At 70.9% G+C, this 14,582-nt stretch carries 15 protein-coding genes and 1 tRNA gene; 7 read left to right on the top strand and 9 right to left on the bottom strand.

Annotated elements, in window-relative coordinates:
* Positions 1-47: 47 nt before the first annotated feature.
* Positions 48-120: transfer RNA gene (locus ABZ490_RS06690), tRNA-Thr, on the bottom strand.
* A 197-nt stretch (positions 121-317) separates the two neighbouring features.
* On the opposite strand from ABZ490_RS06690, the gene ugpC reads away from it, so the two are divergent.
* From ugpC to ABZ490_RS06675, 3 genes are all read left to right on the top strand, one after another.
* On the top strand, positions 318-1,403 hold the full coding sequence (gene ugpC / locus ABZ490_RS06685; RefSeq protein WP_358985218.1) for a sn-glycerol-3-phosphate ABC transporter ATP-binding protein UgpC: 1,086 nt from the start codon (positions 318-320) through the stop codon (positions 1,401-1,403).
* 239 nt (positions 1,404-1,642) lie between these two features.
* Positions 1,643-2,110, top strand: a complete 468-nt coding sequence (locus ABZ490_RS06680; protein ID WP_358985216.1) for a hypothetical protein — start codon at positions 1,643-1,645, stop codon at positions 2,108-2,110.
* A 145-nt stretch (positions 2,111-2,255) separates the two neighbouring features.
* Positions 2,256-2,987: a nucleotidyltransferase family protein gene (locus ABZ490_RS06675; RefSeq protein WP_358985213.1), complete on the top strand. Its 732-nt coding sequence runs from the start codon at positions 2,256-2,258 to the stop codon at positions 2,985-2,987.
* A 169-nt stretch (positions 2,988-3,156) separates the two neighbouring features.
* Here the strand turns inward: ABZ490_RS06675 and ABZ490_RS06670 are convergent, their stop codons facing one another.
* The 6 genes from ABZ490_RS06670 to ABZ490_RS06645 all read right to left on the bottom strand — a co-directional run bounded on the left by ABZ490_RS06670 (position 3,157) and on the right by ABZ490_RS06645 (position 9,527).
* On the bottom strand, positions 3,157-4,818 hold the full coding sequence (locus tag ABZ490_RS06670; protein ID WP_358985210.1) for a DoxX family membrane protein: 1,662 nt from the start codon (positions 4,816-4,818) through the stop codon (positions 3,157-3,159).
* A gap of 149 nt (positions 4,819-4,967) precedes the next feature.
* The gene (gene rlmB / locus ABZ490_RS06665; RefSeq protein WP_358985207.1) at positions 4,968-5,909 is read right to left on the bottom strand and encodes a 23S rRNA (guanosine(2251)-2'-O)-methyltransferase RlmB; all 942 of its coding nucleotides are present in this window, start codon (positions 5,907-5,909) and stop codon (positions 4,968-4,970) included.
* A gap of 99 nt (positions 5,910-6,008) precedes the next feature.
* Complete coding sequence (cysS, locus tag ABZ490_RS06660; RefSeq protein WP_358985204.1) at positions 6,009-7,409, bottom strand: cysteine--tRNA ligase; 1,401 nt, start codon at positions 7,407-7,409, stop codon at positions 6,009-6,011.
* A gap of 33 nt (positions 7,410-7,442) precedes the next feature.
* On the bottom strand, positions 7,443-7,952 hold the full coding sequence (gene ispF, locus ABZ490_RS06655; RefSeq protein ID WP_358985201.1) for a 2-C-methyl-D-erythritol 2,4-cyclodiphosphate synthase: 510 nt from the start codon (positions 7,950-7,952) through the stop codon (positions 7,443-7,445).
* The gene (gene ispD, locus ABZ490_RS06650) at positions 7,942-8,694 is read right to left on the bottom strand and encodes a 2-C-methyl-D-erythritol 4-phosphate cytidylyltransferase (protein WP_358985198.1); all 753 of its coding nucleotides are present in this window, start codon (positions 8,692-8,694) and stop codon (positions 7,942-7,944) included. The genes ispF and ispD overlap by 11 nt, the downstream gene beginning before the upstream one ends.
* A 350-nt stretch (positions 8,695-9,044) precedes the next feature.
* Positions 9,045-9,527: a CarD family transcriptional regulator gene (locus ABZ490_RS06645; RefSeq protein ID WP_003953493.1), complete on the bottom strand. Its 483-nt coding sequence runs from the start codon at positions 9,525-9,527 to the stop codon at positions 9,045-9,047.
* A gap of 673 nt (positions 9,528-10,200) precedes the next feature.
* Here ABZ490_RS06645 and ABZ490_RS06640 point away from each other — a divergent pair.
* Positions 10,201-10,857, top strand: a complete 657-nt coding sequence (locus ABZ490_RS06640) for a DUF461 domain-containing protein (RefSeq protein WP_358985195.1) — start codon at positions 10,201-10,203, stop codon at positions 10,855-10,857.
* An 87-nt stretch (positions 10,858-10,944) separates the two neighbouring features.
* Here the strand turns inward: ABZ490_RS06640 and ABZ490_RS06635 are convergent, their stop codons facing one another.
* Together ABZ490_RS06635 and ABZ490_RS06630 are read right to left on the bottom strand one after the other, a co-directional pair.
* Complete coding sequence (locus ABZ490_RS06635) at positions 10,945-11,625, bottom strand: response regulator transcription factor (protein WP_015659563.1); 681 nt, start codon at positions 11,623-11,625, stop codon at positions 10,945-10,947.
* On the bottom strand, positions 11,622-12,992 hold the full coding sequence (locus tag ABZ490_RS06630) for an ATP-binding protein (RefSeq protein WP_358985190.1): 1,371 nt from the start codon (positions 12,990-12,992) through the stop codon (positions 11,622-11,624). Before ABZ490_RS06630 ends, ABZ490_RS06635 begins: the two co-directional genes overlap by 4 nt.
* Before the next feature lie 190 nt (positions 12,993-13,182).
* Between ABZ490_RS06630 and phoU the strand changes: the two genes are divergently transcribed.
* From phoU to ABZ490_RS06615, 3 genes are all read left to right on the top strand, one after another.
* On the top strand, positions 13,183-13,884 hold the full coding sequence (gene phoU / locus ABZ490_RS06625) for a phosphate signaling complex protein PhoU (RefSeq protein WP_358985188.1): 702 nt from the start codon (positions 13,183-13,185) through the stop codon (positions 13,882-13,884).
* A 133-nt stretch (positions 13,885-14,017) separates the two neighbouring features.
* Positions 14,018-14,176: a hypothetical protein gene (locus ABZ490_RS06620; RefSeq protein WP_166663508.1), complete on the top strand. Its 159-nt coding sequence runs from the start codon at positions 14,018-14,020 to the stop codon at positions 14,174-14,176.
* Between the two features lie 139 nt (positions 14,177-14,315).
* Entirely contained in the window at positions 14,316-14,564 is a 249-nt protein-coding gene (locus ABZ490_RS06615) for an SCO4226 family nickel-binding protein (RefSeq protein WP_358985935.1), read from the top strand.
* Positions 14,565-14,582: the final 18 nt, after the last annotated feature.

The raw sequence follows: 14,582 nt of genomic DNA, 5'->3' as shown, positions 1-14,582 counted from the left end.
CCCCACGGCCGGAAGGTCGCGGGGGCGTTGTCCCAGCTAGATCAAAGAGCCCCCTGTCGGACTCGAACCGACGACCTTCGCTTTACAAGAGCGGTGCTCTACCAGCTGAGCTAAGGAGGCGTGCCCGTGCAGTGTACCCAGGTCGGCGGGGCGGTCTGTCGAAAATTTCCGCGAAGTTCACATGCCTCCGGGTACTGACAGATCCGCCGGACCCGAGGTAGCGTCCAGAGCCAGTTCACTCATGTGGACTACACCAACCACCTTCCTACAACGGATCGTCCGGCACGTTCCTGCCGGTAGAAGGGGGCCTCTGAGCCATGGCCACTGTTACGTTCGACAAGGCGACCCGGATCTACCCCGGTTCCACGAAGCCCGCCGTCGACGGCCTCGACATCGAGATCGCGGACGGTGAGTTCCTCGTCCTCGTCGGCCCGTCCGGCTGCGGCAAGTCCACCTCGCTCCGCATGCTCGCGGGGCTCGAGGACGTCAACGGCGGTGCGATCCGCATCGGCGACCGCGACGTCACGCACCTGCCGCCCAAGGACCGGGACATCGCCATGGTGTTCCAGAACTACGCGCTCTACCCGCACATGACCGTCGCCGACAACATGGGCTTCGCGCTCAAGATCGCCGGCGTCAACAAGGCGGAGATCCGGCAGAAGGTCGAGGAGGCCGCGAAGATCCTCGACCTCACCGAGTACCTGGACCGCAAGCCGAAGGCCCTGTCGGGTGGTCAGCGCCAGCGTGTCGCCATGGGTCGCGCCATCGTGCGTGAGCCCCAGGTGTTCCTCATGGACGAGCCGCTGTCGAACCTCGACGCCAAGCTCCGCGTCTCGACCCGTACGCAGATCGCGTCCCTCCAGCGCCGCCTGGGCATCACCACCGTCTACGTCACCCACGACCAGGTCGAGGCCCTGACGATGGGCGACCGCGTGGCGGTCCTCAAGGACGGTCTGCTCCAGCAGGTCGACACCCCGCGCAACATGTACGACAAGCCCGCCAACCTGTTCGTGGCCGGCTTCATCGGCTCCCCCGCGATGAACCTCGTCGAGGTGCCGGTCGCCGACGGCGGCGTGAAGTTCGGCAACTCGGTCGTGCCGGTGCAGCGTGACGCGCTCTCCGCCACGTCCGACAAGTCGGTCACCGTCGGCGTCCGCCCGGAGCACTTCGACGTGACCACCGACTCCGACACCGGTCTCGGCGTCGTCGTGAACGTGGTCGAGGAGCTCGGCTCCGACGCCTTCGTCTACGGCACCGCCCAGGTCGGCGGCGAGGCCAAGGACCTCGTGGTCCGCGTCGGCGGCCGTGAGGTCCCGGAGAAGGGCAGCACGCTGCACGTCGTCCCGCGCGCCGGCGAGACCCACGTGTTCTCCACCTCCACGGGTGCGCGCCTCTCCGACTGACCGGCAAGAACCCGGACATTCCGGACCAGTTGACGACAAGGGCCCCGCTGATCGCCGCGGGGCCCTTCTCGCTGCCCGCGCACACCCCCGGCCCACCCCGCCACCCCCCGGCACACCGGACATTTCCCCCCGGCCGGACGAGTGACCGTCAACCCACTACCCCACAAGAGACACCACTTCATCCCCCGTCCGAGTGACGAAATGTCGCCGAATGATTACGGGGCGCTACCCTCACACGCGTGAAGCACTCCGCGAACCACTCCACCCAGCGCACGCAACGCGGCCAGGGCGGCCCAGCCCGCCGGATCGGCCGCTCGCTCGCCCTCGTCCTGCCCGTCGTCATGGTGCTCTCGGGAACCCTCGCGGTCACCCGGGTCAACTGGTCGGGAGACCCCTCGGACTCGGTGCTCACCGCCTCCGACGTCTCCACCGCCCACCGCACCTCCCACGGCGCCCCCCAGGCCCCGCAGGACGTCCTGCGCGACCAACTGCTGACCGAGCTCCAGGAGAAGGACCCGGGCACCGCCCTGACCCACCTCCAGGCCGCCGTGAACGGCAAGCCGTCGCTGGCCAGGCACTGCACCTCCATCGCCCGCGCCCTGGGCCGCGCCGCGGTCCGCATCTACGGCCCCTCACGCGCGCAGTCCTACGCCCGCCCGGTCTGCGACACCGCCTTCGCCTCGGGCGTCCTCGCGGCCCACAGCTGAGCCCCCCACCCCTCGGCGCGGCTCCCCCTCCCCCGACCGGGCGGGGGACCGCCCGGGCTCCCCCCGGGCACCTCACGGCACGGACACCTCTTACGGCACGGGCACCTCTTACGGCACGTACACCCGCGCCGCGTACAGTGCGCCCATGACTCACCCGCACGCCGCGTCCCGCCCCACGCAAGCCGTCGTCCTGGCCGGTGGCCAGGGATCCCGGCTGCGTCCGTACACCGACGACCGGCCCAAGCCCATGGTGGAGATCCCCGGCACGGGGACCCCGATCATCGGCCACCAGCTCACCTGGCTCGCCGAGGAGGGCGTCACCGACGTCGTCGTCTCCTGCGGGCACCTCGCCGAGGTCCTCCAGGACTGGCTGAAGACCGCCGACCTGCCGGTGAACGTCATGACGGTCGTCGAGACCGAGCCCCTCGGCCGCGGCGGCGGCCTCAAGTACGCGGCCGCGCACCTCCCCCACCCGGACCGGCCCTGGTACGCCACCAACGGCGACATCTGGACCCGCTTCTCGCTGCGCGAGATGGCCGACTTCCACACCGAGCGCGACGCCGTCGCCACCCTCGCGCTGGCCCGGCCGCGCATTCCGTGGGGCGCGGTGAAGACCGACGGCTTCGGACACATCACCGACTTCATCGAGGCGCCGCCGACGACGTACGAGATCAACGCGGGCGTGTACGTCTTCTCCCCCGAGTTCGCCGGGCTGCTCCCCGAGCGGGGGGACCACGAGCGGACGACGTTCCCCCACCTCGCGCGGGAGCGGCGGCTTGCGGGGTTCCCGATTCCGCAGGGGGCGTACTGGCGGGCCATCGACACGGCGAAGGATCTGACGGAGGCGGCGAAGGAACTTGCGGCGCTGGGTCGCTGAGGTCGTGATTCGGCTGCCGGCCGGTGGGGGCTGGTCGCGCAGTTCCCCGCGCCCCTGAGGTATGTGCAGGTGCCGTGCGCTCATCAGCACACGGCACCTGGTGCTTTTGCTTTTAGGGGCGCGGGGAACTGCGCGAACGCCCCCACCGGCCGTCAGCCGAACGGAACCGCTACCCCAGCAGTCCCCCCACCAGCCCCGGCTGGCCGGAAGACGAAGTTCCACCCGACGTCCCCCCGGTCGAACCCCCGGAGGAGCTCGTCGAGCCACCGGACGCAGGACCGGAGCTGGTGCTCGGCGCCTCGCCACCCCCCGTGGGGGCGGACTGCTGCGGCGGGACCTGGCCCGCGGTGCCCTGGGTCTGGCTGGGCGCGCCCGTCGTCGCCGTGCCCTCGTCGCGGGCCGTCGGCGTGCTGTCCGTGCCGGCCGTCGGGGCCGCCGAGGTCGCGCCCTGGGTGGGCGAGGTGGACGCCTCGGGGCTGCGGGACGACTCGTGGGTGCCGGACTCCTCCGGGAGCGGGGCGCCGGGCAGTTCGTTGCGCGGGGCCTCGCCGGGGCCGGGGACGACGACCCGGTCGGCGTCGCGGACCGCGCCACCGAGCAGGGCGCCGATCAGCAGCGTGAGACCGACGGCGATCGCGGTGACCAGGGCGCCGCGGCGCAGGACGTACCGGCGCAGCTCCCAGATGTCCGAGCGGGGGCCGAGCCGGCGCCAGGCCCCGGCGGCGAGACGGCCGTCGACGGAGTAGACCGGGGCGCCCGCGATGATCAGCGGCGACCATGCGGCGAGGCAGATGATGTCGGGGGTGTCGTAGACCGGCGCGGTCTTCCAGCTGACGGTGACGAGGATCGCCGCCGACAGGCCCGCGCCGACCACCGCGGCGACCCGCTGCCAGCAGCCCAGGACCGTGAGGACGCCCACGACGACCTGGAGGAAGGCGATGACGAGCCCGGAGCCGACGGGGTGGTGCAGGGCGAACTGGCGCAGCGGCTCGGCGACTTCCCAGGGGTGCAGGGTGTTCAGCCACTTCACCATGGAGCCGCGCTTGCCGCCGTCGAAGAAGACGGGGTCGCACAGCTTGCCCATGCCGGCGTAGATGGAGATGAAGCCGAGGAAGATGCGCAGCGGGAGCAGCACCACGCCCAGGTTCATCCGGCGGCCGGGGTAGTAGGCGTGCCGGGAGGCGTCCGGGTCGCCGGCGTGGCGTCTGCCGCGCGGTTCGACCGCCTCCGCGAGCGCCTCCCCGAAGTCCTCGAACTCGGCGTCGTCGTAGGGGGGTTCGTCGTAGGCGCTGCCGACCGTGCGGCTCTGCGGCAGCAGCCGGTGCTCGCCGGGGACCGGGGCGCGCTGGGCGCCGACGATCGGGGTCTCCAGGGTCTGCGCGGTGAGGTCGCCGTCGTAGCCGTCGCCCACGCGCGGGATGACCTGGGTGGCTCCGGCGTCGGCGCCGGGCGGTCCGCCGTGGCCGACGCTGCCGGCCCGCACCGCCTGCAGCAGCCGGTGGGCGCCGGTGTCGTCCGGGGCGGTCTGGCCGCTCCAGACGACGGGCCGGCGGCGGGCACCGGAGGCGGCGCCCGCTCTGCCCGCCGCCCCGACGACGGGGATGCGCGTGGTGTCCTGGCTGGCGCTCGCATGCCGGGCGATCCGCGGGGATTGGTTACGCCGCGCCGACACGCCCAGCTGCACGCGGAAGCTCGCGTGATTGACGATGATCTGCGCCGGATCGCTCGGCACCTTCACCATGCTCAGCGCGGGAGCGTCGTCGAGGCCGGATGCGAATCCCGACGAGCGGCCCCCCGTGGGTGTGCGGGGTGTTCTGGTGTCCACACTCATCTAACCGAGTGACGTGTGGTTAGGACACTGCTTTGACCCACCGGATCTGTCCGGACTCCGTCAAGGTTGCCCTACCCGCCGGATTTAACCCGTCGGGGTGAACGGACGGACGTGCGTTCAGATCCGGCACCGCATCTCCACGGCCGCGTTCAGGCCCGGCGCCGCGCCGCCTCGTACAGCACGATCCCCGCCGCCACACCGGCGTTGAGGGATTCCGCGCCGCCCGGCATCGGGATGCGGACGCGGAAGTCGCAGGTCTCGCCGACCAGTCGGGACAGCCCCTTGCCCTCGCTGCCGACGACGATGACGACCGGGCCGTCCAGCGCTGCGAGCGAGCCGATCTCGGCCTCGCCGTCGGCGGCCAGGCCGACGACCGCGATCCCGGCCTTCTTGTACGCCTCCAGGGCGCGGGTGAGGTTCGTGGCGCGGGCGACGGGCGTACGGGCCGCCGTACCCGCGGAGGTCTTCCAGGCACCCGCGGTCATCCCGGCCGCGCGGCGCTCGGGGACGACCACACCGTGGCCGCCGAACGCGGAGACCGAGCGGACGACGGCACCCAGGTTGCGCGGGTCGGTCACCCCGTCAAGGGCGACGATCAGCGGGTCCTCGCCGTCGTCGTGCGCGGCGTGGACCAGGTCCTCGGGGTGGGCGTACTCGTACGGCGGGACCTGGAGGACGAGCCCCTGGTGGTTGAGGCCGTTCGTCATACGGTCCAGCTCGGGGCGCGGCGCCTCCATGAGGTTGATGCCGCCGCGCTCGGCCGCGAGCTGGAGCGCCTCGCGCACCCGCTCGTCGTTGTCGATGAACTGCTGGACGTAGAGCGTGGAGGCGGGGACGCCCTCGCGCAGTGCCTCGACGACCGGGTTGCGGCCGACGACCAGCTCGGAGGCGCTCTTGCCGCCACGCCCGCGCGGCACGGGGCGGCGCTGGACCTGCTTGGCCTTGGAGGTGGCGATGCGGTTCTTCTTGTGTCCCTTGCGCATCTCGGCGGGCGGGGTCGGGCCCTTGCCCTCGAGGCCCCGGCGCCGCTGGCCGCCACTGCCGACCTGCGCGCCCTTCTTGCCGGACATGCGGCGGTTGTTGGCTGCCATGACCTACCTGATTCTGTGCGGAGGTGTGCGTACGTCTATGCAGTGTGCCGCCCGGGGAGCCGGGCGGCACAATCGATCAAGGGAACGGGCTGGGCGGGACTACCGGGTCCCGAGGGTCCAGCGCGGTCCCTGCGGGCCGTCCTCGATGGTCAGGCCGGACTGGTTGAGCTGGTCGCGGATGGCGTCCGCGGTCCCCCAGTCCTTGCGCGCCCGGGCCGCCTCCCGCTGGTCCAGGACCAGGCGTACGAGACTGTCGACCACGCCGTGCAGATCCTCGCCCTTCTCGGCCTCGCCCGCCCAGTGCGCGTCGAGCGGGTCCAGGCCGAGGACGCCCAGCATGGCGCGGACCTCGGCGAGCCGGGCCACGGCCGCTTCCTTGTCGTCGGCGGCCAGCGCGCTGTTCCCCTGGCGGACGGTGGTGTGCACGACGGCGAGGGCCTGCGGGACGCCCAGGTCGTCGTCCATCGCCTCGGCGAACGCCGGCGGCACCTCGGCGGCGGGCTCGACGACGCCCCCCGCCTTCTCGACGACGCGCTGGATGAAGCCCTCGATCCGCGCGAACGCCGACTCGGCCTCGCGCAGCGACTCCTCGCTGTACTCGATCATCGAGCGGTAGTGCGGGGTGCCGAGGTAGTAGCGGAGCACGATCGGGCGCCACGCCTTGACCATCTCGCTGACCAGCACGCTGTTGCCGAGCGACTTCGACATCTTCTCGCCGCTCATGGTGACCCAGGCGTTGTGCACCCAGTACTGGGCGAACTCGTCGCCGTAGGCCTTGGCCTGGGCGATCTCGTTCTCGTGGTGCGGGAAGATCAGGTCGAGGCCGCCGCCGTGGATGTCGAAGGCGGAGCCCAGGTACTTGTGGGCCATCGCGGAGCACTCCAGGTGCCACCCGGGACGGCCGCGGCCCCATGGGGTCTCCCAGTCGGGCTCGCCCGGCTTGGTCGCCTTCCACATCGCGAAGTCGCGCGGGTCGCGCTTGCCGGTGATGCCCTCCTCGGTGGGTTGGCGCAGATCGTCGATGTCCTGGTTGGACAGCGCCAGATAGCCGGGGTAGGAGCGCACGTCGAAGTAGACGCTGCCGTCGGCCTCGTACGCGTGACCGCGCTCGATGAGGCCGCGCATCATCTCGATCATCTCGGGGACGTGCCCCGTCGCCCGCGGCTCGTACGTGGGCGGCAGGCAACCGAGGGCGTGGTAGCCGTCGTTGAACGCGCGCTCGTTGTCGTAGCCGATGGACCACCAGGGGCGGCCCTGCTCGTGCGACTTGGTGATGATCTTGTCGTCGATGTCGGTGACGTTGCGGATGAACGTGACGTCGTAGCCGCGGTACTCGAACCAACGGCGCATGATGTCGAAGTTCAGGCCGGACCGGATGTGGCCGATGTGGGGGGCCGCCTGCACGGTGGCGCCACAGAGGTAGATCGAGACACAGCCCGGCTGGAGCGGGATGAAGTCACGGATCTGCCGGGCGCTGGTGTCGTACAGGCGAATAGTCACGATGCCTAGGGTAGTGGGCGGTGGGTGCTCTCCTCACCCCCGTCTGACCACCAAAGCGGTCGCCACGGCCATCAGGCCTTCCTCCCGTCCCGGGAACCCCAGTCCGTCCGTGGTCGCCCCCGACACCGACACCGGGGCTCCGGCCGCCTCCGACAGGATCTTCTGCGCCTCCTCCCGGCGCTTGCCGATCTTCGGCCGCGGCCCCACGACCTGTACGGCGATGTTCCCGACGGTGAAACCGGCCTCGCGGACGATCCGCGCGGCCTCCGTCAGCAGGGTCACCCCGGAGGCGCCGGACCACTCGGGGCGGCCGGTGCCGAAGTGCTGTCCGAGGTCGCCGAGGCCCGCCGCCGAGAAGAGGGCGTTGCAGGCCGCGTGGGCGACGACGTCGGCGTCGGAGTGGCCGGCCAGACCGGGGCCCGCGTTCTCCCACTTCAGGCCCGCGCACCAGAGCTCGCGGCCCTCCTCGAAGGCGTGGATGTCGGTGCCGATGCCGACCTGGGGCAGGGCGTACGGCAGGACGGGGGGCGGCTCAGAAGCCATCGTTGAGCCTCCTGCGGGCCAGGACCGCCTCGGCGAGGACGAGGTCGAGGGGACGGGTGACCTTGAAGGCCTCCTCGTGGCCGGGGACGACCACCACGGTCAGGCCGAGCTGCTCGACCATGCTCGCGTCGTCGGTGACGTCCTCGGTGACCGTCTCGTGGGCGCGGACCAGGGTGGCCCGGTCGAAGCCCTGCGGGGTCTGTACGGCGCGCAGCCGGGCGCGGACCGGGGTGGCGACGACCGGCTCGGGCCCGCCGGGGGCGGCGGCCGGTCCGACCTCCTTGACGGTGTCGGCGAGCGGCAGCGCCGGGACGACGGCGGGGGCGCCCTCGCGCACGGCCTCGATGACGGCGTCGACGGTGTCCACCGGGACCAGGGGCCGGGCGGCGTCGTGGACGAGGACGATGTCGTACTCGGGCGGCAGGGCGTCCAGGCCGAGGCGCACGGACTCCTGCCGGGTGTCGCCGCCGGGGACCACGAGGAAGTCGGTGCGCTCGGGCAGCGCGTGGGCGTCGAGCAGCGACTTGACCTCGCCGGCGCCGTCGGGCGGGGCCACGACGACCACCAGGGAGACGGCGCGGGAGGCGGCGAGGGCGCGCACCGCGTGGATCAGCATGGGCGTGCCGTTCAGTGCGCGGAGCGCCTTGGGGGCGCCCGGACCGAGGCGTACGCCCCGGCCGGCGGCCGGGATCACCGCGGCCGTGCGGGCGGGCGCGGGCGAGGGACGCGAATCGTCAGACATCGGTTCCTGTCAGGTTTGTGTGCTCGGCCTAGGTGGGTACGGAGACAGCGTGCCGGGCGCGACGCCTTGACCGGACCCTTCCGTGACGCGCCGGTCGAGCGCTGTCCGGGCTCGGCACGCAAAGTATCGGGGTTTCCCCGAAGTGGGACGGCCCGTGGGCATCCGTGGACGCGCGTGGACGTGGACAGGCGTGGACGGTGCGGCGGGGCGACCCATCGGGGGCGACCCATTCGGTGGGCGCACGGCATCCGGACGCGAACATGCCGCAGCGCCCGGCGACGGGATTCGTCATCGGGCACCGCGGCATTTCGGTGTTCAACGGTGTGCGTCGGCGTCGGCCTTCGCCGGCGTCAGGACGCGAGAACCTCGTCGAGCAGGGCTTCGGCCTTGTCCTCGTTGGTGTTCTCCGCGAGGGCGAGTTCGCTCACCAGGATCTGGCGGGCCTTGGCGAGCATGCGCTTCTCACCGGCGGAGAGTCCGCGCTCGCGCTCGCGACGCCACAGGTCACGCACGACTTCCGCGACCTTGATGACATCGCCGGAGGCGAGCTTCTCCAGATTTGCCTTGTAACGACGCGACCAGTTCGTGGGCTCCTCGGCGTACGGCGCGCGCAGCACCTCGAAGACCCGGTCCAGCCCGTCCTGACCGACCACATCACGCACGCCGACGAACTCCGCATTGTCCGCTGGCACACGCACCGTCAGGTCACCCTGGGCGACCTTCAGCACCAAGTAGGTCTTGTCCACGCCTTTGATCTGGCGAGTTTCGATGGCCTCGATCAGCGCGGCCCCGTGATGGGGATAGACCACGGTGTCGCCAACCTTGAACGTCATGTGACAGGTACCCCTTCCGTGGCTATCCAGGGTAACACGGAAACTGCGGTTCCTGAATGGCGTTTTCGCAGGTCAGGGCATATCTCGGGGCTTGACAAGTGCAACAGGAACGTGCTTCGGACGCCTCCCGGAAGCAGGTATTCGCAGGTCGGAGCGGCTCTTCGAGGGGGGTGAAACGCGGACGTTACACGCGTCCGGGGCCTGCCGCAGGCGGCCGAACGTCCGCATATGTCCGCTTCCAGATGTGCGACTTGCGCTACTCCGTTCGATGTCCGTGGCCGGATACCAGTCGTTTCCGGAATTGATCACCGGGGCTTCGGGCAGACCCGTGATCAATTTCCCGGACGGCCGCACATTCCTTCACGGAAAATCCGCGAGCGGAGCGCGACGGCGCTTAACCGGAGCGTCCGCGCGGATATACGAATGCCGTACGCCGACGTACGGGCAGGAAGAGCAAGGATGAAGTACGAGTGACGGATGGGTCACCCGAGAGTGTCGTGACGGGTGTGACGAGCAGGAAGATCACGGCGCGCGGCGGCCCCTGGACGCGTTAGAGGCGGGTCGGGTGCGGCGGCGCGGGAACGGCTCGGTAACCTAAGGCCGCTGACAGACCCTTAGGGCGGCTTTATCACCAGGTGAGCTGCCCCTGTGCGTTAAAGGAGTTGCCGCCGCCGTGAGCAGCAGCCTTCGACGCGGCGCCCTCGCCGCATCCGCCCTCGCGTTCTCGATCGCCACGCTCGCCGCCTGCGGCGCCGGCAACAACAGCCAGACGCTGGAGATCAAGCCGGACAACGCCTCCACCAGTGTGGGCGACATCAAGATCCAGAACGCTGTCGTCATCACCCAGCCGAACCCCGCCGGGGGCGGCCCGGTCGCGGTCTCCGCGACCGTCTTCAACACCGGCAGGACGGCCCAGACGATCGAGTCGATCGACGTCGAGGGCCTCGGCACCGCGAAGCTCTCGCCCGCGAAGGGGGAGAAGAACCTGACGGTCCCGGCCGGCGGTGTCGTCGTCATCGGCGGCGAGAACAACGCCTCCGCCGTCCTGGAGCACCCGGACGAGAAGTCGATCGACGGCAACGCCCAGAAGACCACCTTCACGCTCAGCGACACCGGTGCGGTGAGCCTGGCGGCCTTCGTCGTCCCGGCCGAGAGCTACTTCTCCAGCTGGGGCCCGAGCGACATCCCGAGCACCCCCGCGGAGTCCGCCTCGGAGTCCCCCTCCGAGAGCGCCTCGGAGACGGCCACGTCCACCGAGTCCCCGGCCGCGGGCGGCTCCGAGTCCGCGTCCGCCTCGGAGTCCCCCTCCGGGTCGGCCTCGGGCCACTGAGTCCCGTATACGCATACGACGTATACGCATGACACAGGGGCGGCACCCTCGATGAGGGTGCCGCCCCTGTCATGTCCGGTAAGCGGTTTACGGCTCGAACTTGTAGCCCAGACCACGGACCGTCACCAGGTAACGGGGCGCGCCCGGGTCGGGCTCGATCTTGGCCCGGAGGCGCTTGACGTGGACGTCGAGGGTCTTGGTGTCGCCCACGTAGTCGGCGCCCCAGACCCGGTCGATGAGCTGCATACGGGTGAGGACGCGGCCCGCGTTGCGCAGCAGCATCTCCAGGAGGTCGAACTCCTTGAGGGGCAGGTCGACCTTGGAGCCGGAGACGGTGACGACGTGGCGGTCGACGTCCATCCGGACCGGACCCGCCTCCAGGGCGGCCGGGGTCACCTCCTCCGGCTCCCCGCGGCGGCGCAGGACGGCCCGGATCCGGGCGACCAGCTCGCGCGAGGAGAACGGCTTGGTGACGTAGTCGTCGGCTCCTATTTCCAGGCCGACGACCTTGTCGATCTCGCTGTCCTTGGCGGTCACCATGATCACGGGGACGTTGGAGCGGCCGCGCAGCTGCCGGCACACCTCCGTGCCGGGCAGGCCCGGCAGCATCAGGTCGAGGAGGACGAGGTCGGCGCCGTTGCGCTCGAACTCGTCGAGTCCGTCGGGCCCGGTGGTCGCGACGGCGACCTCGAAGCCCTCCTTGCGGAGCATGTACGACAGGGCGTCGGAGAAGGACTCCTCGTCCTCGACGACGAGCACTCGGGTCACGGAAGGACCTCCGGGGCGGAAAGCGTCTGGTACGCGGTCGAATCGGGGGATGAGCGGCGGGACGGAGTGGGGGAGGGGGTGGGGATGGGGGTGCTGCCGCCGGCCTGCCCGTCCTCGTCATTGAGGTCGTCCAGGTCGTCGAAGGTGTCGAAACCCTCGAGGCCTTCCGGGTCGTCGGGATCCGGATGCTGGTGGGCGCGATCGCGGTCGCGGGCGGCCGCGGCGGCCTCGGGCAGCCGCAGGGTGAATGTGGAGCCCTGTCCCTCGGCACTCCACACCGTGACCTCCCCGCCGTGCGAGGCGGCCACATGCTTGACGATCGCGAGCCCGAGGCCCGTACCGCCCGTCTGACGGGAGCGGGCCGGGTCGACTCGGTAGAAGCGCTCGAAGATGCGCTCCTTGTCCTTGTCGGAGATCCCGATGCCCTGGTCGGTCACCGCGATCTCGATCAGATCCCCGCCGGGCACGGTCACCCGGCGGGCGGCTATGCCGACCCGGGTGCGGGCCGGCGAGTAGTTGACGGCGTTCTCGACCAGGTTGCCGAGGGCGGCGGCCAGCTGGCCGCGGTTGCCCCAGACACGCAGGTCGGCGGTGCCGCCGGCCGCCATGGTGATCTGCTTGGTGCCGGCCTGGTGCCGACAGCGGTCCACGGCCTCGGCGACCAGGTCGTCGATGCCGACGGGCTCCGCGTCCTCCAGCGGATCGTCGTTCTGCACCCGGGACAGATCGATCAGTTCCTGCACCAGGTTCGTCAGCCGGGTCGCCTCGATCTGCATCCGCCCGGCGAACCGCTCCACGGCCTCCGGGTCGTCCGAGGCGTCCATGACGGCCTCGGAGAGCAGGGAGAGCGCGCCGACCGGCGTCTTCAGCTCATGACTGACGTTGGCGACGAAGTCCCGCCGCACCGCCTCGATCCGGCGCGCCTCGGTGAGGTCCTCGACGAGGACCATCACGAGCCGTGAGCCGAGCGGCGCCACCCGCGCGGAGACCGCGAGGGCCTCGCCGCGCCCGGTGCCCCGGCGGGGCAGGTCCAGCTCGACCTGGCGTATCTCCCCGTCGCGCCGGGTGTCCCGGGCCATCTTGAGCATCGGCTCGACCGCAAGTTTTCCGCCACGTACGAGTCCCAGGGCGTACGCCGCGGAGCTCGCCTTGACGACGGCGTCGGCCTCGTCGAGGACGACGGCCGAGGAGCGCAGCACCGACAGGACCGTGTCCACGCCGGGCGGGAGCACGGGGTCGGTGTGCAGGGAGCTGCGGGTGGGGCGTGCCTGGTCGCGCTCGCTCCAGCGGAACGCCAGCATGGCGATGACACCGGTGAGCACCCCGGCGATCGCTGCCGCTGCGGCGACCGCCGCGTTCACGTCCATGCGTCCAGGTTAGGCACGGGATCCGGCGTGACCACAGCCATGCGGGTGCGACCTCGAACACTCGTCGCCCAGAGTTCACCTTGGAGCCAGTAGTGGTTCATTTGAGGTGACTGAATCCGACGCGTAGCGGGCGGACCGTGGCACCGTGGGGTTCGCCCCGGAGCATACGTACGTACGAGAGGGAATCCTGATGCGGGACGCGTACCACGAGGAACTTGACTCGATAGGCGACAGCCTGGTGGAGATGGCCCGGCTGGTCGGGTCGGCGATCGGGCGCGCCACGACCGCCATCCTCGACTCCGACCTGAAGCTCGCCGAGAGCGTCATCGAGAACGACCAGAAGGTCGACGAGCTGCAGCACGACCTGGAGGCGAAGGCGATCGCGCTGCTCGCCCGCCAGCAGCCGGTCGCCACCGACCTGCGGATCGTCGTCACCTCGCTGCGGATGTCGGCCGACCTGGAGCGCTCGGGCGACCTCGCCCAGCACGTGGCGAAGCTCGCCCGGCTGCGCTTCCCGAACCGGGCGGTGCCGCACGACCTGCACGCCACGATCCTGGAGATGGGCCAGCTCGCGCAGCGCCTGATGGCGAAGGCGGCGGAGTGCATCATCACCAAGGACGTCGACCTGGCGCTCCAGCTGGAGGCCGACGACGACGCGATGGACCTGCTGCACCGCACGCTGTTCCAGCACCTGATCGACGACCGCTGGAAGCACGGCATCGAGACGGCCGTGGACGTGACCCTGCTGGGCCGCTACTACGAGCGGTTCGCCGACCACGCGGTGGCGGTCGCCAAGCGCGTGGTGTTCCTGGTCACGGGTGAGCACGCGGACGAGCTCCAGCCCGACATCCAGCCGGACATCCAGCCGGCCACGGGGACCGAGGGGGCGTAGGTCTGCCGGGGAGGCAGACGGTGGGCTTCCGGAGAGCGTGCGGGCGCCACTGTGCGCCGTTGATGCGCCCGGCACAACGGGCATGCAATGGGCACAGGCCCTAGCGGAACACGTGCGCCTCCGGGAGGAACCCATGGCAGAGTCCCCCAGCACCCCTCAGCCCGACCCCACCCAGGAACGCCCGACCGAGCAGCCCGCCGAGATCAGGAACCTGATGCTGATCGGCGCGTGCGGCTGCGGTTCCGGGTGCGGCTGCGGGTGCCAGTCGGGCAGCCCGTGCCAGTGCGGCTGAGCGCGGCGTCGTACGTACGACAGGGCGGGGCCCGGTGACCACACCGGGCCCCGCCCTCTTGTCGCGGGAGCGCCGGGCCGGGCGCAGCATGGAGGGACGAGCAGGAACCCCGAACCGAACGGGAAAGGGGATGACCGCCATGCCCAAGTTCATGGACGTCCACCACAACATGAAGGGCATCACCCGCGAGCAGCTCCTCCAGGCGCACCAGGACGACCTCGCCATAGAAGGGGAGGAGGGCGTCCACTTCGAGTCCGCGTGGGCGGACCCGGACTCCGGCGTCGTCTACTGCCTCTCGGAGGCCCCGTCGGCGGAGGCGGTGCAGCGCATCCACGAGCGCACGGGTCACAAGGCCGACGAGGTCCACCCGGTCCCGCTCCAGGTGTGAAACCTGCATGATGGAGGT

The organism is Streptomyces sp. NPDC005811 (assembly GCF_040630405.1).
Classification (GTDB): domain Bacteria; phylum Actinomycetota; class Actinomycetes; order Streptomycetales; family Streptomycetaceae; genus Streptomyces.
This window is presented reverse-complemented; position numbering and strand designations above follow the sequence as displayed.